We start from the raw sequence: 22,452 nt of genomic DNA on the forward strand, positions 1-22,452 counted from the left end.
AGGTAGGTGCTGCATGCTTGTTAATGCTAAACGAAGCGTATCAATATTTCAGCATATTGTGTCAATTTAGCTGTATCAAGAAGCTTCCAAATACCCATTCAATTGCACTCAGACGAATCTTAAGCAATCAACATACTGACAAGTTCCTACAAGAAAAAAAAACGGTTAGTTTCGCTGTTTAAGATTCTCTACATATTCTGAAGGAGAAACGCCGAATTGCTTGTGAAAATTCCTACCGAAATGGGTCTGCGAACTATATCCTACCATTTCAGCTATCTCATATATTTTCAATCCGCCTTCAGCCAACAATTCCGCAGCCCGCTTAAGTCGAGCAACATTAATCAGTTCATTCGGGGTTAAGTTAGATATTGCTTTAATTTTCCGATATAAGGTAGGCCTGCTCATACACATTAAGTCGGCTAAATGCTCCACGTCTAGATTTGGATTTTCCAATCGCTGATGAATCAAATCGTTTAATTTCTCGAGAAACAATTCATCTGACTTCGAATGGGCCATCGTTTTTATGTGTACCAATGGAGAGGATGCAAAGTACTCGCGCAACTTATTCCGATTGGCCAGCAAATTGGCAATTTGAACTTGCAGGTACTCTGGAGAAAACGGTTTTTCGACATAAGCATCCGCACCCAGTTCCAGCCCTTGTATCTTGGATTGCAACGTATTTTTTGCTGTTAGTAGAATAACGGGAATATGACAGTATTCAACGGTAGATTTGACGGTCTCACATAAAGCATAGCCATCCATTACGGGCATCATAATATCACTGATGATGAGCTGTACACTTTCATCCGCTAAAAAGTTCAAAGCCTCTCGTCCATCATTAGCGGTAAATACTTGATAATGTTCCTGCAGATCATCTGCTAAAAAATCCAAGATCTCACGGTGATCATCTACCAGCAGCAAAGCAGGTTTGTTTGTAGTGGTTTGTAGGGTATTTATCATAGATCAGATTCTTTATGGTTAAGTGGTAGCGATAATACAAATGTATTAAAGTTTTCGTTATTCTTAATATCTAAAATCAAGCTGCCTCGATGCATTTCGGCAAGCGAACGCGCTAAAGCTAGGCCCAGACCACTACCAACAGATTTCGTATTCCCTTTGATCCGGTAGAAGGGCTCAAAAATTTTCTCTTGTAGATGGGGAGGTATTCGTTCTCCATCGCTAGCGATAATGACTCGAAAAAAGAGTTCTTCCTTTTGTAAACGAATAACAATTTTACTAGCCGCATATTTAAGGGCATTATTTAATAAGTTGCTTAACATTTTGTCTAAGGCTTCTACATCAACATATACCCATAATTCCTCCTTTAACACTTCTAACTTAATCTTTATACGCAACTCCATCGCTGTTGGACCGAGCCTTTCTACTTGATCTTTTAGAAATTGTGTTACCTCAAGATGTTGATAAGTGAGCACAAAGGCTTGTTCCTCGGTTTTCCTAAAATCTAACAGTTGCCCCGATAGCTCCAACAAACGATTGGTATTCTTTTCCATTATCAACAAATTCTTTCGAATAGTCGGCACTTCGTCCACTTGTTTAATAATTTTCTCCATAGGTCCCTTTATAAGGGTCAAGGGTGTTCTTATTTCATGTGCAACTTGCGTGAAGAATTCTATTTTTGCGCGATACATTTCCTCTTCTTTTTTATGTGCAAGCTGTTCCAATTTTAACCTATTCTTTTCCCGCAGACGGCGGTGATAGGAGCCTACGATATAATAGATTAATACTATAATCAATACGGTATATAAAAGATAAGCCGCTTTACTAGCCCAAAATGGCGGTAAAATATGAATGGATAAGATTGCCTCCTTCCCGATACGGGCCCCTAAACTATTGATTGTACTAACCCGAAAAATGTATTCGCCGGGTGGTAATTCAGTAAAGTAAGCCTTTCGGTTTGCCTGAAGGTGGGTCCAGTCGGGATCCAAGCCATCCATCTTGTAAACATATTCTGTCATTTCAGGAGATGTATAGCTAAGCGCAGCGAAGTCGATACTAAAGGTAGATTGGTTATGTCTTAAAATGATGGTATCGGTAAACGTAATCGACTTTTTCAAGGGCGAGCCGTTTTCACCAATCGTCAGGTCTTTATTATAAACCTGAAATCCGGTAAAATAAACGGGTGGTACAAAGGATTTGTCTTGCAATCGCCGCGGATTGAAACGAATTAAACCCTTTACGGTACCAAAGTATAACATACCATTTTGTGCTTTATAAACGGAATTATAGTTAAATTGATCGCTTAAAAGCCCGTTTGCAACTCCAAAAAAACGACTGGTATTTGCGCGCGGATTAAAACGGATCAAGCCTTTTGATGTACTGATCCAAAGGTCCCCATGATTATCTTCTTGTACTGTACATACCAATAGGCTTTGCATAGATTGAGGAAATTGATACTGCTTAAACTTTCCCAACGACTTGTCCAGGCGACAGAGCCCTTCCTCGGTAGCGACCCAGAGCTGTCGGTCTTTTGTTTCCGTAATGTAAGTCACACGATTACTTGTCAACGTAGCGATATTGCCCGGTTGATGACTATACCTTCCTCTATTACCTGTTTTAGGATTGTAAAAGTATAAGCCATCTCGCCAAGAGCCCGCCCAAATCGTACCTTCCCGGTCTTCAAAAAGCGATGTATAAAAAATATTCGACGGAAAATTACGTACAAGTTGAAACCCCTCTCTTTCATATAAATATTCATAGATTCCTCTGTCTGTCGCCAATAGTACTTCGCCGGAACGGAGGCGTAACATGGTATAAATGAAATTACTTCCCAAATGGAATGGCGCATTGGAAGCAGTATACTGTTTAAAAACTTCGCCGGTGGATATACGCATAAGGTTTAAGCCTTGGTGAAAGGTTCCCACCCATAAAGTATCCCCAGTCGCTAATAAGCCATGAATATTGGAAGAAGATAGTTCTTGAGGTTTACCTTGAACCGAAAAATGTTCAAATCTTCCGCTTGTCAGCGACAATTTGTTTAATCCACCATTTTCCGTTCCGATCCATAAATTTCCATAGCTGTCTGCCGTTATTTCACGAACAGCACTTCCTATAAGACTATTCTCTCCTTTTTGCGGGAAAAATTTCTCAAAGAAAGTATGCTGCTTATGATAATAACTGACACCTCCAAACCAAGAGCCAACCCAAATACCGCCTTCGGTATCACGACAAATAGTATAAACAGCGTTATCACTGATGGACCATTGATTATTATCTTCCTTTTTTAAATGTACAAAGCGTTTGTGTCGATCTTCGTAGATGAAAACGCCCAGCTCAGTAGCTGCCATATATTGCCCCTCATCCGTCCTTTTGATATCATGCACATAAATGGGCAGTTGATTTTCACTTTTTTTTAATAGATCCTGATAGGATCCGTCTAGCGGGTATAATAACTTTAGTCCTTCCTTAGCCGTGCCGATCCAGAGCCTTTCTTTGTTCTCGTCCCATAAAAGACATGTAACCGGTCTCGAACCGATGGACGATTGTTTTCCGAAAACTTCAAAGCGTTTTGTCTTTTCCCATTTAGGTTCAAGCAGCTTAATTTCACCATTGCTAGAGCCGACCCATACACCCGTTTTACTTACTGACACTGCATCTACTGAACTCATTCCTAGCTTTCCGAAGTTCTTAATTTGCCCTGTTTGGGTCTGGTATCGGACTAAGGATGAAAAGGCCGTATACCAGATATTACCTTCCTCGTCTGCTTGAATATGAGCGATCGCCGCGTCTTGATGATGAACAAAGTGGCTGAATTTCTCCGTAAGTGGATCATAGATATAGATTCCTAAGTCGGTCCCAACCCAAATATTCCCGAGGCGATCTTCAAACAGGCTGTGTATAAAGTTATTTCCTAAGCTAAGTGAATCCTGTGGATTGTGGTTAAAGACCTTAAAGGTGTAACCATCGAATCGATTGAGACCATCGCGTGTACCAAACCACATAAAACCTTTACTATCCTGCATGCTGCAAATAACCGCATTATTAGAAAGGCCGTTTTCAACCTGATAATGCTTGAAGTAATAAGGTTGACAATACAGTAGTTTTACGAACAGGCAAAACAGGAATACGCTGATTAGTTTTTTTATCATGGCTAATTCAAACTTAATATTTCTTTTCATTTCGAACAAGGTCGCATCTGACTTTTAGTATGAATGACTATCAATAAAACAGGACTTTAGTCAGCTTTTATTCGGACCTTGTTCGGATCTCATTCGGATACAGACAAATAAGGTCTTATTTATATTCAAATAAATTAATAATTGGTTAAGTGGTGATATGCTCGTTGATAGTACCCGTTCTTAACGCTTCTATGCTACCTGGCCTGGGCGAGACATGTAGCGAAAGATAATTTGTCGAAAGTTTGATACAATCGGATGAGCCACTTTTCCTTTCATTTTACGTTATTTGAGGTCTAATAACCAATTATTACATGAGGCGCTTTATTTTTTCGATTCTATCGATTTTGTTCATCCATTATTCGTTCGGGCAGGCCATCAAGAACCCGATCATCAATAAAGATTTTCCTGATCCAACCATTATTTACACTGAAGGATTTTATTACGCTTATGCAACCAATAGCAATATCGATGATAAACTAGCCCATATCCAGGTGGCCCGTTCCAAAGATCTTCAAAATTGGACTATTTTAGGCGACGCTCTCCCCGAAAAACCAAGCTGGGCGGATCGCGATTTTTGGGCTCCTCACGTGCTATTTGATAGTGCCATAAATCAGTTTGTGCTTTTTTATTCCGGCGAATCGGGGAACGGAAAATGCCTAGGTGTCGCTTACGCTAAACACCCCGCTGGACCGTTTAAGGATTCGGGCAAACCTTTGTTATGTGGAGAAGGGTTTGTGAATATCGATCCTATGGCCTTTATAGACCCTAAAACCAAAAAGAAACTACTTTATTGGGGGTCAGGTCATGCGCCGATTAAGGTGCAAGAAATGACGGATGATTGGTCAGCATTTCGTGAGGGCTCAAAATCGATTGACGTTATGCATCCGGAACAAGAAGCACAATACGATAAATTAATTGAAGGAGCATGGGTAGATTACCACCAAGGCTATTATTATCTTTATTATTCAGGTGATAATTGCTGTGGGCCTCAAGCCAGTTATGCGGTGATGATCGCTCGTGCAAGAAACCCCTTCGGGCCCTTCGAACGATTGGGTTCCAACAATCATTCGAATAGAAGCGTTTTGCTTGAAAAGGATAGTTTATGGCTGGCTCCGGGGCATAATTCCATTTTCCGCGATCCGAAGGGCAATATCTTTATCGCTTATCATGCCATTCCCATCAATCCCAACACGGGCAAACCAGATGGCTACGGACGTGTAGCCCTTATCAAGCGAATCCATTATCGGGAGGGCTGGCCTAAGATCGAAGATGCGAGCACCCATTCCGCACCGCTTACTTTAGCTGATCCTCACATTTTCTATGACAATGGCACCTACTACTTGTACGGTACTGGAGCACCTGATGGTTTTCAAGTATATAGCTCCGTAGACCTCGAAAACTGGACAGGTCCTGTTGGTCGCGATCGTAACGGTTACGCTTTGCATAAAGACCATACATTCGGCACGATGGGCTTCTGGGCGCCGCAGGTCTTTAAATATAAAAACAGGTTTTACATGGCTTATACTGCTAACGAACAAATTGCGATCGCTAGCAGCGATAGCCCACTTGGTCCTTTTACGCAAGACACAAAACGCGCCCTCAATGGACCTACCAAACAAATCGATCCGTTTATATTTTTTGATAAAAACAAAGCCTATCTCTATTTTGTGCGCTTACATGACGGCAATCGAATCTACTGTGCGGAATTGTCAAATGATTTAAGTCAAATTAAAGAGGAAACTGCCAGCGAATGCCTTCGTGCTGATGAACCTTGGGAAAACACATCCGACGCGCGCTGGCCTGTTACGGAGGGACCTACCGTTATTAAACATGCCGGACTTTATTATCTTCTTTATTCAGCCAATGATTTTCGAAACCCCGATTATGCCGTTGGTTATGCCACTTCATCGCATCCCATGGGACCGTGGAAAAAGCATCGAGGCAATCCCATTATAAGTAGAAGATTAATTGGGGAAGATGGCACCGGCCATGGAGACCTTATTCAAGACAAGCAGGGTAACTTGCATTATGTATTTCATACCCATTTCAAAAATGAGCAGGTTGCACCTCGAAAAACAGCATTTATTGATCTTAAATTCGAGCATAGCGGAAATCCGCCCATCCTTCAAGTCGATTCGAATTCCTTTAGGTTTTTAACAGTAGGAATAAAATAAGGTAAATAGCTGTTAAAACAGCACGAGAAAGAGTTATTTAAATACAGGAGCCCTTTGTTTGACAGAAGAAGTTCCTTGCCCTTTTATTTCAGGCCAACCATCTTTCCAAAACAAAGGTTCCATAAGTAGAACTCGACGATCCGTACCATTGCTTAACTTTCCTTTCCGGGCATTGAAACCATGATACAAGAACCAGTCCTGCCCATTGTCATCGCGAATAAGACGGGCATTATGCCCTGTTCCTACAAACCGGTCATTCCCTTGAATCAGTAAAGTACCTCGTCCTCTTTCAGTAATTGGGTACCCCTCTTTATCTAGATAAGGTCCTAGTAAATGCTTTGATCTTCCAACAAGCACATGGTATTTGCTGTTTAAGCCTTCACAGCAAGAGCCCTTTGAACCGAAGAAGTAGTAGTAATCACCCTCCTTATGAATCATAACCGCTTCCCAATCGCCAGCTGCTATTTTTGTTTTTTTGTGGATATCAGCAACCGATCTACCATCTTCGCTAAGTTCAATGGCATAAGTTCCTTGTGTTGGTAAATCACTGAAACTTCCCCAAAAAAGGTATTTTTTACCTCGATCTTCAAAGAAGCATGGATCGATAGAATTTGGCACATCCACCTCTGCGCTGAGAAATATTTTTCCTTGATCTATAAAATCTCCATTTAAGGAGTCAGCAATTGCCAAACCGATACCGGGGTTAGGATCTCCCCAAGTAGAAAATGCGTAGTACATGTAATATTTCCCATTTACTCGATTTACATCCGGTGCCCAAACACCTCCTTTTTCTTTCCATTGCGGTTTTTGCCGCAAGGCATTTTTCACGTAACGCCATTGGGTTAAATTCTTTGATTGCAACATGGGTACCCATCGCGGCCCTTTTCCATCTCCCCAGTCGTCAGCGGTGCCGAATGCATAGAACAAACCCGTCTTTGGATCCCTTATGACGGATGGATCTGCCAGTACAGGTTCGAATACCGGATTGCTATATCGATCAGGCTCTTGAGCAGCACATTCGAGCGCAAAACAGAGCAGCGAAAAAAGGAGGAACTTACGCATTCTACACCCTATTTAGTAACGGAAAAGACGTACTCCGAAGTCGTTTTGTAGACCTTGCCCGGGTCCAGAATGATCGACGGAAAGTCCGGTTGATTTACGGCATCCGGAAAATGCTGAGTCTCTAGAGCAAAAGATGTTCGATAGTCATCCTTCACGCCGCTTTTCAGGGTATTTTGTCCCTTCATAAAATTGCCTCCATAAAACTGCAATCCCGGTTCGTCGGTAAAGATCTGCATAACAATGCCACTCTTATCACCCGTAACAGTAGCTGCTAAACCATACTTATTCCCTTTGTTGAGTACAAAATTATGATCGTACCCACCTCCGAATTTTAATTGCTCATTGTCCTGATCTACGCGGCTACCAATGGCTTGCGCTGTTGTGAAGTCAAAGGGCGTATTCTTGACAGAAGCTAAATTACCCAGCGGAATCAGGGTGCTGTCAACTGGTGTATATCTATTTGCGTTTATTTGTAAAAGATGATTATTAATGGTGCCCGAGCCTTCCCCGTTCAGATTAAAGAAAGCATGGTTCGTAAGATTAACGGGCGTGCGTTTATCAGTAGTTGCCTCGTAATCAAACCGCAATCCATTATTGGCGGTGGCGGGATAGGTTATTTTAACTTCTAAGTTTCCTGGAAAATTTTCCTCACCATCGGGTGAACGGTATCGCAAAACAAGTGAAGAGTCGCTTGCATGTTCTGCATCCCACACTACATCCTGAAACCCTTTTTTTCCGCCATGCAAGGTGTTTTGCCCATTATTGGTAAAGATACTATATGCCTTTCCATCCAATTCAAATTTCCCTTTCGCTATCCGATTCCCTACACGGCCGATCGTAGCACCATAATATGGCTCTGAAGAGGCCTTGTATTCCGCCGCTGTCGCAAAACCTAAAACGACGTCGACAGGCTTACCATCTTTATCCGGTACGGTTAAACTGACAACTCTGCCACCATAATTCGTGAGTGTTGCGGTTAATCCCTTTCCATTGCTGATTGTATAAAGCTTCGCTTCTTTACCATCGATTTGGCTATCAAACGCTGTTGTTTCTTTTACGCTGTGCTCATTTGCGTTGTTTTCTCTTGCGGGGTTATTACACGAAAGGGCTATACAGCCCAAAATGTAATAAACATAGTATTTTATCTTCATATCTGTCTTCATGAGGTGGGACTAAATTTGATTCTTCATCTCGATTTAGTCCCATTTTTTCAATATAACCCTTATTGTATAGACTGTTGATAGAGCGTCTGATGCAGTTGATTCAACTGTGTTTCAGGAATCTTGATCACTTCACGATCATAAGTCATCATTCCGTTCGTTTCAACCTCCACATCCGTTGTTTGAGTATATACACCAGCCGATAATCCTAATGGGATCAATCGTTTTAAGTCTTCGATCAGTTTAGTATAACGCTTTAAAAGCTCCTCTTTATTTTTAAAGCTTTGGTATCCCCAGTTATTTTTTTCCTGCCAGGTATGACCTTCTATTGGCAAACCTAAACCACCAAATTCGCCCAGTACCAATACTTGTTTTTCGCCAAATAATGCTGGGTCGGGCATCGAAGGATCAGGATAGTTGTGAATATCCAAAATATGTCCTGTCTTCAAGAAATTGCCTCCGCTGGCACTATTAACCAAACGTGACGGATCGTATTGGATAGTCCATTCGGTAATCTCCTTGGTCTTAAATTGTCCCCAAGCTTCATTAAATGGAACCCACACAACGATACTGGGGAAGTTATGCAAAGCGTCCATGATAGCTTTCCACTCTTTCTTGTGATAGGCTTCTGATTCAGCGGAACGTTCTTTATCCAAGTTATACCCTGAGAGCTGCCCTGGATGATTGTCCCAACGGTTACCGCCTAAATCGCCACTTGGCATATCCTGCCATACCAGCAAACCAAGACTGTCGCAGTAACGGTACCAACGAGCAGGTTCTACCTTAATGTGTTTACGGATCATATTAAAGCCCATTTCTTTTGTCTTTACAATATCAAACAATAGCGCTTCGTCGGTTGGGGCCGTGTACAAACCGTCGGGCCACCACCCTTGATCCAATGGGCCATACTGGAATACGAACTCGTTATTTAACATTAACCGCTGAATACCTTTACCATCCTTGGCCATGGATATTTTACGCATGGCGAAATAGCTTGTCGTCTCATCTATTACCCTTCCTTTCCGAAGAACCGATACGCGTAGATCGTAAAGTTTAGGGTTCGATGGCGACCATAACTCTACGCCGGGGACCGATAAATTTGCTTCTGCCCCTGCCGTTACAGTCTGTTCAGCCAGAACTTTATCACCATCCAGTGCAAGCACTTTAACCTGATCACCGCTTTGGCTGCCCTCTACTTGCGCGTAGAATGTTAGCGATTTTTTGTCGACATCCGGAGTTTGCTTTGTATGAGCTATATAGGTTTTTGGAACGTTTTCCAGCCAAACAGTTTGCCATATACCGGTAACGGGCGTATACCAAATACCTTCCGGATTTTTCACCTGCTTACCACGTGGTTGAGGCCCTTCATCCGTTGGATCCCACACTCGGATCGCTATCTCTTGTGTCTTTCCTTTTTTAAGGTATTTGCTGATATTAAAATAAAATGGATCGAAACCACCTTGATGACTACCCACTTGTTGGCCATTTACGTATACTTCACATTGCCAATCTACTGCTCCGAAATGCAACAGTACATCTTCCTTGCTATTTACGGCTTCTAATTTAATGGTGTTTTTGTACCATAAAGCTTGATCTTTACCAACCGTTTTTCCAACGCCTGATAAAGCAGATTCAACGGCAAAAGGGACAAGAATCTGTCCTTGGAAATTACTTGGTATATTTTGTTCTGTTTTCGAAGTTATGGCGTATTGCCAAAGGCCGTTCAAGTTTTGCCAGCCCTTCCGTACAAGCTGCGGCCTTGGATATTCTTGTAGCGTTTCTTTCGGATTTACTTTCTCTGCCCAAGGCGACATGATTTTATCGCCAACAGGCTTCCAATTTGCGTCTTGCGCCACAGCGAACTGCGAACTAATTAAAAGTAAGGATCCAAAAATCAAGTTACGTGTCATGCGTTCTTTTATATGTGAATAAAATATTAATTTGTTGCTTTAGTAAGCGATTTGATGAAGGCAACCTCCTCTTTACTATAAGGTGTGCCATCTTTTCTTAAAATGTCGTGAAACCAAACCTTAGGCGGCGCGTCGTAAGACTTAGACCAGCTATCCCATGCATAAATGGTTTGTGTTTTCCCATCGACAAAACCCCAATTGTAAGCCCCTACATTATATTTCTTTGCAATGGGCAAACTACCTTCAAAAGTACTCTTGTTTGGCCGGGCCATGTATTCTGTACATAATATAGGCCGCCCGTACTTTTCCAACTGCTTAATGCGCGCCTCAAAAGATGCGGGATCTTCATAATTGTGGAAGCTAATAATGTCTGACGCTTCCAATTGCAAACGCTGTATTTCGGTCAGTGCCGTTGAATCAGACCAGTCGCCGCCATCCCATAAACCAGACGTTAGGGGCTGGCTTGGCTGACTAGCACGCGCCCAATCGAAGGTTTTTTTGAGCAACTCGTAAACATACTTGTCCTTATTCTCTAATTCTACTTTTCCGTAAGAACTTTTATTGGGATTATTGGGCTCATTCCAAACATCCCAACCTAAAATGCGATTGTCTTGGGCGAAATGCGTCACAACCCCTTTAATATAGCGTTCCAATTTAGGGTATTGGGTACTATCTTTTAACACTTCCGAACCAGGACTTTGCACCCATCCCGAGTTGTGGACATGTGGTTTTGGGGCGCGTTGCTTTCCTAATTTTGGAAAAGGGTCCCAGCAAGAGTCGAAAAATACAAAAAGTGGTTTGATATGATGCTTATCGGCAATTGCCAGAAAAGTTTCCATTCTATTCAAGAAGCCCGCACTGTCTTGCTCATAAAGTAAATCATGAAGATATACGCGAACTGTGTTAAAGCCTAGATCCGCCGCCCAGCCTAATTCCTTATTGATAGTCAAGGTATCAAAACTATCCGCTTGCCACATTTCCAGCTGATTAATCGCCGTACTTGGACTAAAATTGCAGCCCACAAGCCAAGCTTGCTTTTCATACCATTCGTTGGCGTCTTCTGTCGACCAGCGCGTTTCCGCAGCTTCCTCGGTATGTTCATTTTCTTTTTTATTATTGGTTGACGAGCAGCCCGTCAGCCATCCTCCGGCGAGAATAAATGAAATACCTAGTAATAATGTTGATAGCTTCATATCGATTTGCTAATTGGTTTGTCGTTTGATAAAAAATCTTCCAACCAAAGGAAATGATTATCGTACGATAAACCAATTAGCACTGTGTCAATTTTTCTTTATATTGTCTCAATTTAGCTGTCAGACTTCAGCAATCAGCTTTCAGATTTAATTTATTTTAAGAGTTAAAACTTCGTTTCAAACGGACTGTCGACTGCTGTTTACTTTTTCAACATTTCCTTCTCTAGCATCTTCACAAAATAGCCGCCTACCACCGATCGTGCACGAAAACCAACTGACTTACCATCGGTTGTTTCATGCCAATCGCTCAAGGGGATACGGTCCGGTGTTTCATTCACAAATTTCCACACCGGGCTTACGAACGTCTCAAAATCCGTATCATCCGCTAAGGTAGCGGTCCATAAAATCCAGTCAGATTTTGTATAGGTTTTTCGACTATCTAAGGGCAAACCATATGTTTGCTGTTTTGTCTTGTAATAAGCAATTTCCTTTTCTACCACTTCCTTAGGGAATATATCCAATTTCAACAGCTTATCCCAAATGAGGTTGTACTTTTGACTCCAAGTATCCTTTTGGCCAAAAGCAAGGGTATAATGATTACCGTTGTCGGCCAATTTCATCCACTGGGCGGCCATTTGTTTCGCTAATTCGAAATGCTTTTTTGCTACGTCCTCTTTTTTTAGCATCTCTGCTAGTTTCGCATAAGAAGCGATTCCCATAATCGCTTTCACAGATAAGTTAGCATTGCGCGCGAGATGTCCTGCAAAGTCATCGGTACAGAGCTGATTTGCCGGGTCGAGTCCTTCTTTCTTTAAAAATTCAGTCCAAGTGGTCAGGGTTTCCCAATGTTTCTCCGCAAAATTCGTATTGCCATCCCGCAAAGCTATAGCGGCGGTAAGGGTAATCATATTACCTGCCTCTTCCACCGGCATATCTTCTCCATAGGTTTGACCATTGGCTAAAGGATACGTTCCGACATCATGGGCAGGGAACGGCTTCTTCCATCTACCACTTTCCGAATATTCAAAAATAAAACGTAACAAACCTTTCGCAAGCTCCGTATTATACAAAATAAAAAGCGGCGCAGAAGGATAGGTAACATCCACCGTTCCGATGGAACCGTTTGAAAAGTTTTCTTTCGAGAAAAACAACAATTCCCCATTGGTATTTGCTACTACTTTATGCGCAGCGATTGCTTGTCGATAGGCAAGGTTACATAAGTCGGCATATTGCTCACCGCCTACCTTTTGAGCATCGGCCGATAATTTTTCATCGAAAGATTGACAGGCCTGCATTAAACGATCATAGTCTTTCTCCGCAGCTTGAATCATATCTAGGGCATTTGTCTTATTATCCCGACGCCACCACGGGCGCAAATTCTTTCCGAAATATTGTACCGAGTATTCATCGTCATAAGCAATCACCAAATGTTCTGAGATTGCATCCGTTATTTGCCCTAAGGTCATCTCCACACCGATCAGCATATCGGATGCAGCGCCAATTTTTGCTTCAGAAGAAGCACCCTTTTTTGCAATATCTGCGACAAAACCCTGCAAGCTGTTTGGAGTTGATTTAATAGAAGCCTTTTTCGTGGTCGCGATATATGCTTTTCCCCAATCAATCCGAACATTATCTCCTTTTTTACCTAATATTTGCTGACTCGTTGTCCCCACCGATTGTACCAGTAGTTGATCATGATCTTCTATAGCTGCTTTCACTTCCTGTTTAGCTTTATCAGCGCTCACTTTTCCCGATAATGCAAACCAGATTTTTACATCGTGGGCTTTCCCGTCTTTCGACACTGATTTAAAAGTTAGATAGGATGCGGGTCTAGCCAATACTTCCAATTGATCCATCAATAAAGGCGAAGTAAAAGTTAAATCAATGGCTACGCCGCCGGCATCAAAGGAGTATTCAGTCTGTGTCGCCGTTAGATGCACAGACGTCTGTTTTGCCAATTCGGTATCCAACAGTTTCCGTTCCTGTACCAAACCGACATCGATAAAGGCGCCACCCCGATCATTACGACAATGTACAGCTAAAGTGTTTTTACCTTGCTTCAGTGCTTTTATACTCGCGGGCGAAAGAGCTCTTTGTCCATAATCTAGAATAAAATTCGGGTCTTCATAAGCCAATACGCCATTGATAAAAACTTGCACCGCGTCGTCATGGCTAATCAGTAACTTCGGATCATTTGGAAGCTTGTCCAAAGTAAATTCCCTTTTATACCAAATTTCCTTATCATAACGTGATGCGGCTTTCATCGGATTATCCACGGAATTATCGCCAAAAGGTGCTGTTCCGGCCTCCCAAGACTGATTGACAAAATCAGTTGCTTCCCAACCCGTTCCCGGATTTGCATAGGTGTAGTGAACTTCATAAGGTTTTTTCTGTGCGGTAGGCACTACATCTTCCAAAAGCGAAATTGCTTTGCCCACTAATTGATATACTTTGCCATCCACCTGAGCCAGTACTACAAGTGGTTGATCCTCGCCCGTCCAGTGTTTAGTTGACTGTGCATTCAGCGTATCTCCGAAAGACCAGATACTAAAGTAAGGATCATGCGTAATCAAGGGATAAGCAGGTGCCCTTAAACCTTGTTTCTTTTCCGCTGAGGCCTGTTTATCTGCACCACTTCCACAACTTGACAGGAGGCCTAAGCTGATCATTAACGCACTAAAAATGATGTTTTTTTTCATCTTCTATTGTATTGTTTGTTTTAGTATATCCATTGTTAGCTATTAGCTAATCCCTTAAAACTAATACTTAATCACCGGAAAAGCACTAATCCGCAACCTTGCTGCCCCCATGGGTATAAGTTCTAGCTCTTCTGCCTCCGTATTCACCTGTACCGGACTGGCTGGTAATACATCCGTTAACCCATATTGATCGATTTTCCACTCCGGAATTTGTTTACCTTTAACTTTTAATCTTACCGGGACATGGTCAGGCGTAAAAGGAAAGTTATCCTCCGGCCACTCGCTTTTTATTACTTCTATTATTTCTCCTGGTTTCTGGCCAGCATACACGATTCCGTAGTTCCAAGGCGAGTTAGGCAGTATCTCAAAAGATGGCCATTTTTCAGGATCTGCATTATCTTGCCATTTAGAATCCCCAATGGCAGAGGCCTTGCTGTCTTTTTTGATATATTGCTCTTGGATTTTTAAAGAATAAGTGAGCGGTCCTCTGTTAATACTGATACTTCCCTTATTCTCTTTCCATTTTGTAATAGAAAGTTCCATGGGCAATGTTAAGGTAATTTTATCGCCATCATTCCATGTTCGCTCGATCTTAACATAAGAACCCGCTTTAAAGGCTTGTTGCACCTTTTTACCATTAACCAGTACACTGGCTTGATTACACCAATTTGGAATCCGTATATAGTAGGGGAAACTTACCCCATTTGCTGTATGTACGGTAAAGGAAATCTGATCATCAAAAGGATAATGCCCGGCCGATTCAATGCTAATCTCCTGTCCATTTGCCACTTTTGCTGTCACAACAGCTTCCGCAAAAAGCAGGGCCGCCAAACCGTTATCCGGTGTGGCCATAAAAATATGCTCGGCAAAATAAGGCCATCCTTGTGCATGGTTGTGTTGACAGCATCGCGAACTGAAAGGGTTCATCATTAAAAAGGGGCCTTTATTATCAATGCCCGGATGATGGTTCTTGCTATCACTGATGGACATATTCGGACTCGTAATATAACGTAAAGCCTTGAAATCAGGCATTACGGCCGCAGGATAGGTATTAAAAGCAACCTCTTCGGCATGATCTGCCCAAAAAGGATCACCGGTTATTCCCATTAATATTTCATCGGAGGCCATTTGTTCGACCATGCCGCAGGTCTCAACTCCTTGTCGTGGATCCGCATAGCCTTCCCGCGCATTTTCATCTGCGCCGAACATGCCCCCTGGTACATTGCCGAAACGTTCGCGGATAATATCAAAATTACGATAACTAGCTTCGAGATCACTCGGATCGCCAGTTTGCAAATAATAAGTAGCGGGTTCACGGAAGCATTGCGCAATATTCACATTATGCCAATTCGGAAGGTTATGTTGCTGCTTCCAATCGGCCGTATTTCGGTGGATTTTCTTTGCCAAGTCCAACAACCATTCCTTTCCCTGTGTTCGGTTATAAAGCCAATAAATGCTATAGAGATTATCCCCTCCCCGACTGTTCTCCCAGTAATCCTTGAGTAGCTTCTCCTCCGGAAGTTGATTTTGCCAGGCAAAATACTTTTCCATAAAAGATAGCACCCGCTCGTCACGACTATACTCGTAGTACGATTGTAAACACCACAGCATAATCATATTGCCCCAGAGGTCGGGTTTGCCATCTTTTAAAATCAATGGACCGAAGTAACCGTCTTCTCGCTGGCTTTCCAACGCGGCGTTAAGCCAGATCCTCGCTTCCTGAATAATCCGTTCGTCCTTTAAAATATAGCCAAGATTAGCATAACCTTTCAACCAATAAGGAACTTCTTCCCAGCCATGATCCCCACTTCCATCTTTACTTAACCAGGCATTATTTTTCTTTGCTAGCCAAGCACTGATTTCCCCGAGATGTCCCGTCAATCCGTCACGCTGTAATTCCAGGTATTTCCGAAGCCAACCTTTTGGTTGGATAGAACCCACAGGCAATTTAACGAAATAAGCAGATCGCAGCGGTTTCCGATTGGATACGTAATGCTTATTAGATGCACTTGTATCGGGGCGGCTTACATTGGTAACCTCCTCAATAGCCTTCGTCGGATTTAGGATCGATAGACTTAAACAGGATGCGACAATTAAGGATTTATAGAACATCATTGCAATTTTTATCTAAGGCGAACAACTGGTGAGTAAATTCCTTGATCAGAACCACTTGGCCAAACGCATATCCGCCCGAAGAGCGCACGTCCATTGACCGCGTCAGGCTCGTCTGAAAAATCCACATTTAAAGCCATCTGTCCGACCTGAACATCATCACCCGTATATTCGGCTCGTACAACGTTAGCCACTTCGTCAACGAAGGTGGTCGTATTGAGGAGCAGCATTACCCGATCGATCTGCGCGGCATCCACAATTTGATTAATCGTAAAAGAGGTATTCATCACATTACCGCTCAAGGAGATCGATGAATTAGAGATGGTGAAGTAAGGCGTTACTTCCAAATCCACGGAAGCCGTCCCTCTTAATTCCACTTCCGTGGTATCGCGGGTATTAAGCCAGGGACCATTACCGTCTCTGGTAACCAATTTATAGTGTCCGTCAAATAATTTAGCGGAAAAGCTGCCATCTTGGGAGACGAAAACGTCCAATGGCGTCCGAAAGTCGTAACCATCCTGAAATAACTGAACGCGTACGCTCTCATTAGTCCCTTTCAATTGCAAAGGTTCTCCCTGATAAACGATTCGACCCGTTAATGTAGAGGTGGGTTCATCATAATTGTCTTTTCCACAACCCGCAAGGAGCGTCACGAAAATTAATAAGCTATATATACAATACTTTTTCATATTCTTTAGTTAAACTATGTTACTGATAGGGGTTTCTTACCAGTTTCGGGTTGTTATTTAACCAACCGTTATCCAATTCACTGTAATAATGACGCAGTTCAAAATACAAAGGATTTGGATAAATAAAATCCATATTCCGTACCTCGAATGCCCACTTGCCATTGTTAGGATCCCCTGATGCGACAACCCGATAAGGCCACAAGCCTCTTCTGCCGGCTTGTTCATTACGTGGATTCCCGTTCCAAACAATATGCGCACGCCGCCAGCGTAACAGATCCCAATAGCGATGATCTTCGAATGCGAACTCGACGCGCCGTTCATGTACGATATTTTCAAAAGTAAGTACTGTCAATGGCTGTACACCCGCACGTGCACGCACGGCATTGATATTCGACAAGGCGACGGCATTACTACCACCATTTAATTCAAAGGCCGCTTCAGCTGCAATCAGGTAAGCTTCTGCCATGCGGAAACGGGGTTCCCACATTTCTGACCCTCTACCAATGGTTCCGGCAGCAGGCGTTTCATCTAAAAATTTGCGGATACCAAAACCAGTCTTATTAACTAGCCGAAGGGCAGAATTGAAAATCGGCCCATTTTCGGAAGTCAGCAACTGACCATTCGCCGTACTATTGGCAGCACCTTCTCGTTTCATCCACGCGTTGCCCTCTCTATTCAATTGCCCGGCCTGATAAACTACCTCGGCGCCTGCGAATGTAGACCCCGGATATAATACCGTCCCCGCTAACCGTGGATCCCGACTCTCGAATAATTCACTTGCCGTTTCGAAAAACTGCGGCGTTCCGCCGAAACTACCGACCTCAAATTTACTACCTTGGCCAGGCGTTGTTGTATTAATAGGTTCGAACTCCTCGACCAAATTTAAAAGGATGGACAAATAGCTGGTATTGGCATCCTGTGCCATCGATGTGGGGAGATTCGCTCCTGTAAAACCATGTGTTTGCCCAGGAAAAATATAGTCACGCGCCCAAATAACTTCGGTATTGGCCTCTTTAACGCATACTGCTTCATAAAAATTGAGCGCCTTGTCTTCCGGCCTCCGGTCTTGAAGTTCGTATGGGCTTTGTTCGATCACCTCTGTAGCTTCTGCAAGAGCCGTTTCATAATAACCATTAGCCCTTGCCGATTCAATTCCCACCTCTCTACCAGCTGTTTGTATAGGCGCCGGCATCATGTTGTTGTATTTCGCTAAGGAACCAGCATATAGAGCTGCCCGAGCTGCCAACATTTTTGCCGTCCATTTATTGGCGCGTGCATTATTAGTTGTTTTGTCTCCGCTCATCAGTTCAGCGCTCTCCTGGCACTCACTGATAATATAATCGTACATTTCCGCTTCCGTCGCTCTTGGAAATTGTAAAGCGGTAACGTCTACACCAGGCACATAATCAAAAACTTCATCGCCTACTATGGGCATGCCACCCAATGTTCGACACGTATTGAAATAGCACCAGGCACGTAATAATCGTACTTCTCCAATCAAGGGCGCTTTCTCGGTATCGGTCAGGGCATCTGTTTCGTTCAATCCTTGTAAAAACTGATTAAAACTTCGGATGAGCCCATAGTCGTAAACGCGCCAACGGTTACGGTCAAAACTATTAAACTGGTCGAAATCATACTTAATCGCTTCATCTAATACGGTATAATCATATTGTCCTCCTCCAGGCCGTTGCCCCCAGCTGATGCGATCGTAAAAATCTGCGAGTGCTGAACGAATTAAGTTGGGATCACCAAAAACCTGGTCGTTTGTTAATATGGTATCGGGTTTTTGATCAAGAAAATCCTGGCAGCTGCTATTTAGTAAAGCGCCCGCGAGGATTGCTATATAAAAACATCTTTTTTTCATGTGTTAGAATTGAAGGTTTAAACCGAAATTATACATACGCATGGTCGGATAGCCCAAGCCATTCTGATCTTGCTGCTCGGGATCGACCCCTTGCACATTTGTCAGGGCAAAGAGATTCTGCCCCATCATATATACACGGATGCCTGAAATTTTTGCTTTGCTTAACCACGTTTTGGGCAGGTTATAGCCGAGCTCAATATTTCGTAACTTCACGTAGACTACATTACTTTTCCAAAATGTACTACCCCAATAATTGCTATGGTCGCCTTGATTCAAACGTACCAAAGGGTATTTACCGGGAATTAATTCACTGTTGGGATCCCAAACATCAGCCAAATGCCAGGCGTCGTCAAAAATAAAAGTCGGATTATTACCATTGTTTTGGAATGGCACAGCTTGTTCCCAACGTTGATACCAAGAAGAGAATGCCGTACCCGAGAAGTCGAAGGCCAGGTCGAATCCTTTGTAGTTAAAAGCGAAATTCAAACCAAAATTCAAAATCGGTGTAGCATCTTCGCGGTAACCAATTGGACGTTCATCCATATTGTTAATTACCCCGTCACCATTGAGATCCGCGTATTTAATATCTCCTGGCATGAGGGTCGTGTTTCCGCGCCGATCATTGTCGATCGGATAATTGGCAATCTCTTCCCAACTCTGGAACTGTCCAATGGCTTCCAATCCCCAGTTAAGGTATCCGTAACGCTTGTATATGCTGTTTCGGTACATATCCCACGAGTTGCTTCTCCTATTGTCGTATTGCTCCCAATCGTAGAAGCGCGCATAGGTAAAGTTACCGCCAATACTATAATTAAAGTCGTTGATGTTGTCCGCCCAGCGCAACATCCCATCTACTCCTCTAATAACATCTGAATTTAAGTTTTCATTAGGTAACCCAAAGCCGAGCTCGGAAGGCAGTTGCACATCATAGCGCGCTGCGGGAATGCCCGTCGTTAAGCGATTAAAATAAGAAAACGTAGCCGTCATCCGATTTTTTAAGGTTTCCATTTCGAAACCTACGTCTAAGATGTGGGATCGTGTCCACGATAAAGTAGTCACCGGTAAGCCTCTTGGACGCGAACCGATCACATATTGGCCGTCTATTACTGAAGCACCGGCACCATTTCTGAAATTATATCCTGCAAGGAAATCAAAGGCACTGTAGCCGTTGACGTCATCGTTTCCAACCGTACCATAGGAACCTCTGATTTTCAAATTATTGATCACATCATGAATGCCGTGACCTTTCCAAAATTCCTCCTCTGAAATCCGCCATCCAGCTGAGGCCGATGGGAAAAAACCCCAGCGGTGTCCTGGAGGGTATTTCCAGGAACCATCATAGCGACCCGATAATTCCAGCAAATACTTACCTCTAAAATCATAATTGAAACGTCCCATAATTCCCATACGTGCTTGCGTATTCCTCCCTCTGTCGTTGAATGTCCGCAATTCATCAAAACTAATCAGGTTCAAACTGTTAGCTGTTGGTCTGCTGACAATCTGGCCTTGTGGGTCACTGCGCTGAATGGTTTCGAATCCCACGATTGTATTGATGTTATGGTCTCCAAAAGTTTTCTTATAATCCAATTGGACATTCGATGTAATCTCTTCGATCTCTTCATAAATTCGTTCACGATAAGGGTCGTCCATGGAATAATCCACGGGATAGCTGTCTGTCGCAGGATCATAGCGGTAAAGCTGATAGGTATACTCTTGGTTGTCAAATTTACGATTCCCATAATAATAGCCACCCAGCATTCTTGCCGTAAGACCATCCATGATTTCGTATTCGGCGTTAGCCTGCAATTGAATATGCCTCCAGTTCTCTGTCATTCGACCAGACCGCTCGTAGTTCAGAACAGCAAAATTTGTCTGCGGATCGTCGCCGGGACGTTGTGGATATAGTGGATTATCGTTTGCATAAGGACGGCGCGTAGGTAAATTACGAAGAACAGCAAATCGAGGCAACCAGTAGTCGTCTCCCCCCGGAACACCAGGGTTCACCCGTTCTTCCAGACGGCCATTCATACGAAAACCAACCTTAAAGCGATCATTAATTCTGCTGTCCAAGTTCATTTGCAGGTTGGTCCGTTCAAAACCACCGTAATTTTTGATAGTGGCATCTTGCTGCAAGCGTCCAATAGAAACATAATAATTTGATTTGTCCGTTCCACCACTAAAATTAGCATTCAAGTAATACTGGGGAGCACTTTCCCAAATAAAATCGAGCCAATTGAAACCTTGGTAACCTACCTCCGTTCCTGCCATCCACTTATCGTATTCTTCGCGGGAATATTGTCTATCGGTGCCGCGTAACGTTTCACCTTGTACATAATTGTGCACATAGGTTTTGGAGTCAGCAGGATCAACAAATTTAAAATTATCCTGCATACCAAAGTAGCTATTTATAGATACCGTGTTTTTTGAGTTATTAGCACCTTTTTTAGTAGTCACAACTATTACGCCATTAGCCGCTCGTACGCCGTAAATAGAAGCAGAAGCGTCTTTTAATACCGATATAGATTCAATATCGTTAAAATCTAAATTATTGAATTGCCCTTGATCTGACTGCATACCATCGATCACATAAAGGGGATTTCCCATATTCCGAATTCGTATTTGTGTACCCGAACCAGGTCTACCATCAGTTTGCCTCGTATTCAACCCAGCAACTTTTCCGACGAGCGCACCAGAAACGTTGGGCGCTGAAGAACGTGCAATATCTTTTGAACCGATCGTCGAAATCGCTCCCGTTACCGAGGCTTTCTTTTGTGATAATCCAAAGCCCGTAACCACCACCTCTTCTAAAGATTGGGCATCGGGTTTTAACATAATTCGTATTTCTTTATCATCACCGATATTTATAGTTTGGGACATATAGCCAACGAATGAAATCTCAATGACGTTACTTTTCTGTAGTATCAAACGGAAAGCCCCTTTTTCATCAGTAGATGTACCATTACTTGTTCCTTGCTCCTTCACACTTACACCGGGCAATGGTAAATCAGATTCGTCTACTACACTGCCAATAATCTCCCGCTGCTGTGCTTCTAAGTGTGAATTTGGCGGTGCAAAGAACGTTGATTTTGCATAAGTATTCTTCCAAGGAAAGCAAAGAATACAAATGATTGAGCACAAAAAATAGCTGCTCGGTTTTTTTAATAGAAATGGTGGATGCAGTGTTTTCATCAAAGGCAATTTGATGAGCAGCCACTCAGAATAAAAGCGCGTATTCCTCCTCATAAGAAATTGTTTAAGTTTATTGGCACATTAATTTTGTTCAGTTAGCATTAATAATTTAAAACGGTTTAGCACGGCTAGTGTCTGAATCACGCTTATTTGCATAAACATGACTCAGGATTCAAAGAAAACGATTTAGCAATTCTTTAAATACTCTATTTGTATCAATAATTCGCCAATTTGTCTTATAGAAGATTGAAGAAGGGGGAATGG

The 22,452-nt window shown here is 42.7% G+C and carries 12 protein-coding genes; 1 reads left to right on the plus strand and 11 read right to left on the minus strand.

What is annotated here, in order from left to right; all coding sequences use genetic code 11:
* Positions 1-165: 165 nt before the first annotated feature.
* Both E0E36_RS23860 and E0E36_RS23865 read right to left on the minus strand, forming a co-directional pair.
* Positions 166-960: a response regulator transcription factor gene (locus E0E36_RS23860; RefSeq protein WP_130858060.1), complete on the minus strand. Its 795-nt coding sequence runs from the start codon at positions 958-960 to the stop codon at positions 166-168.
* Positions 957-4,136, minus strand: coding sequence for a ligand-binding sensor domain-containing protein (locus tag E0E36_RS23865; protein ID WP_130858061.1), 3,180 nt, complete (start codon positions 4,134-4,136; stop codon positions 957-959). The genes E0E36_RS23860 and E0E36_RS23865 overlap by 4 nt, the downstream gene beginning before the upstream one ends.
* Before the next feature lie 311 nt (positions 4,137-4,447).
* Here E0E36_RS23865 and E0E36_RS28115 point away from each other — a divergent pair, with 311 nt between their 5' ends.
* Complete coding sequence (locus E0E36_RS28115; RefSeq protein WP_242627383.1) at positions 4,448-6,310, plus strand: family 43 glycosylhydrolase; 1,863 nt, start codon at positions 4,448-4,450, stop codon at positions 6,308-6,310.
* A 33-nt stretch (positions 6,311-6,343) separates the two neighbouring features.
* Here the strand turns inward: E0E36_RS28115 and E0E36_RS23875 are convergent, their stop codons facing one another.
* The 9 genes from E0E36_RS23875 to E0E36_RS23915 all read right to left on the minus strand — a co-directional run bounded on the left by E0E36_RS23875 (position 6,344) and on the right by E0E36_RS23915 (position 22,242).
* Positions 6,344-7,372: a family 43 glycosylhydrolase gene (locus E0E36_RS23875; protein WP_130858062.1), complete on the minus strand. Its 1,029-nt coding sequence runs from the start codon at positions 7,370-7,372 to the stop codon at positions 6,344-6,346.
* Between the two features lie 8 nt (positions 7,373-7,380).
* A complete protein-coding gene (locus tag E0E36_RS23880; RefSeq protein ID WP_242627384.1) occupies positions 7,381-8,535 on the minus strand; it encodes an aldose epimerase family protein in 1,155 nt (384 codons plus the stop codon).
* A 59-nt stretch (positions 8,536-8,594) separates the two neighbouring features.
* Positions 8,595-10,442, minus strand: coding sequence for a glycoside hydrolase family 2 protein (locus E0E36_RS23885; protein ID WP_130858063.1), 1,848 nt, complete (start codon positions 10,440-10,442; stop codon positions 8,595-8,597).
* Positions 10,443-10,468: 26 nt separating this feature from the next.
* A complete protein-coding gene (locus tag E0E36_RS23890; RefSeq protein ID WP_130858064.1) occupies positions 10,469-11,635 on the minus strand; it encodes an endo-1,4-beta-xylanase in 1,167 nt (388 codons plus the stop codon).
* 200 nt (positions 11,636-11,835) lie between these two features.
* Positions 11,836-14,334: a glutaminase domain-containing protein gene (locus E0E36_RS23895; RefSeq protein ID WP_130858065.1), complete on the minus strand. Its 2,499-nt coding sequence runs from the start codon at positions 14,332-14,334 to the stop codon at positions 11,836-11,838.
* Positions 14,335-14,394: 60 nt separating this feature from the next.
* Complete coding sequence (locus tag E0E36_RS23900) at positions 14,395-16,449, minus strand: beta-L-arabinofuranosidase domain-containing protein (RefSeq protein WP_130858066.1); 2,055 nt, start codon at positions 16,447-16,449, stop codon at positions 14,395-14,397.
* 8 nt (positions 16,450-16,457) lie between these two features.
* Positions 16,458-17,135 (minus strand): DUF3823 domain-containing protein, encoded by a 678-nt coding sequence (locus tag E0E36_RS23905; RefSeq protein WP_130858067.1) that lies wholly within the window; start codon positions 17,133-17,135, stop codon positions 16,458-16,460.
* 19 nt (positions 17,136-17,154) lie between these two features.
* Positions 17,155-18,999: a RagB/SusD family nutrient uptake outer membrane protein gene (locus E0E36_RS23910; protein WP_130858068.1), complete on the minus strand. Its 1,845-nt coding sequence runs from the start codon at positions 18,997-18,999 to the stop codon at positions 17,155-17,157.
* A 3-nt stretch (positions 19,000-19,002) separates the two neighbouring features.
* A complete protein-coding gene (locus E0E36_RS23915; RefSeq protein WP_130858069.1) occupies positions 19,003-22,242 on the minus strand; it encodes a SusC/RagA family TonB-linked outer membrane protein in 3,240 nt (1,079 codons plus the stop codon).
* Positions 22,243-22,452 lie beyond the last annotated feature (210 nt).

The organism is Olivibacter jilunii (genome assembly GCF_900607235.1).
In the GTDB taxonomy this organism is placed as follows: Bacteria; Bacteroidota; Bacteroidia; order Sphingobacteriales; family Sphingobacteriaceae; genus Olivibacter; species Olivibacter oleidegradans.

Coding starts and splice junctions, on each gene's coding strand:
- E0E36_RS23860 (WP_130858060.1), bottom strand. CDS start 960: ATGATAAATACCCTACAAACCACTACAAACAAACCTGCTTTGCTGCTG.
- E0E36_RS23865 (WP_130858061.1), bottom strand. CDS start 4,136: ATGAAAAGAAATATTAAGTTTGAATTAGCCATGATAAAAAAACTAATC.
- E0E36_RS28115 (WP_242627383.1), top strand. CDS start 4,448: ATGAGGCGCTTTATTTTTTCGATTCTATCGATTTTGTTCATCCATTAT.
- E0E36_RS23875 (WP_130858062.1), bottom strand. CDS start 7,372: ATGCGTAAGTTCCTCCTTTTTTCGCTGCTCTGTTTTGCGCTCGAATGT.
- E0E36_RS23880 (WP_242627384.1), bottom strand. CDS start 8,535: ATGAAGACAGATATGAAGATAAAATACTATGTTTATTACATTTTGGGC.
- E0E36_RS23885 (WP_130858063.1), bottom strand. CDS start 10,442: ATGACACGTAACTTGATTTTTGGATCCTTACTTTTAATTAGTTCGCAG.
- E0E36_RS23890 (WP_130858064.1), bottom strand. CDS start 11,635: ATGAAGCTATCAACATTATTACTAGGTATTTCATTTATTCTCGCCGGA.
- E0E36_RS23895 (WP_130858065.1), bottom strand. CDS start 14,334: ATGAAAAAAAACATCATTTTTAGTGCGTTAATGATCAGCTTAGGCCTC.
- E0E36_RS23900 (WP_130858066.1), bottom strand. CDS start 16,449: ATGATGTTCTATAAATCCTTAATTGTCGCATCCTGTTTAAGTCTATCG.
- E0E36_RS23905 (WP_130858067.1), bottom strand. CDS start 17,135: ATGAAAAAGTATTGTATATATAGCTTATTAATTTTCGTGACGCTCCTT.
- E0E36_RS23910 (WP_130858068.1), bottom strand. CDS start 18,999: ATGAAAAAAAGATGTTTTTATATAGCAATCCTCGCGGGCGCTTTACTA.
- E0E36_RS23915 (WP_130858069.1), bottom strand. CDS start 22,242: ATGAGGAGGAATACGCGCTTTTATTCTGAGTGGCTGCTCATCAAATTG.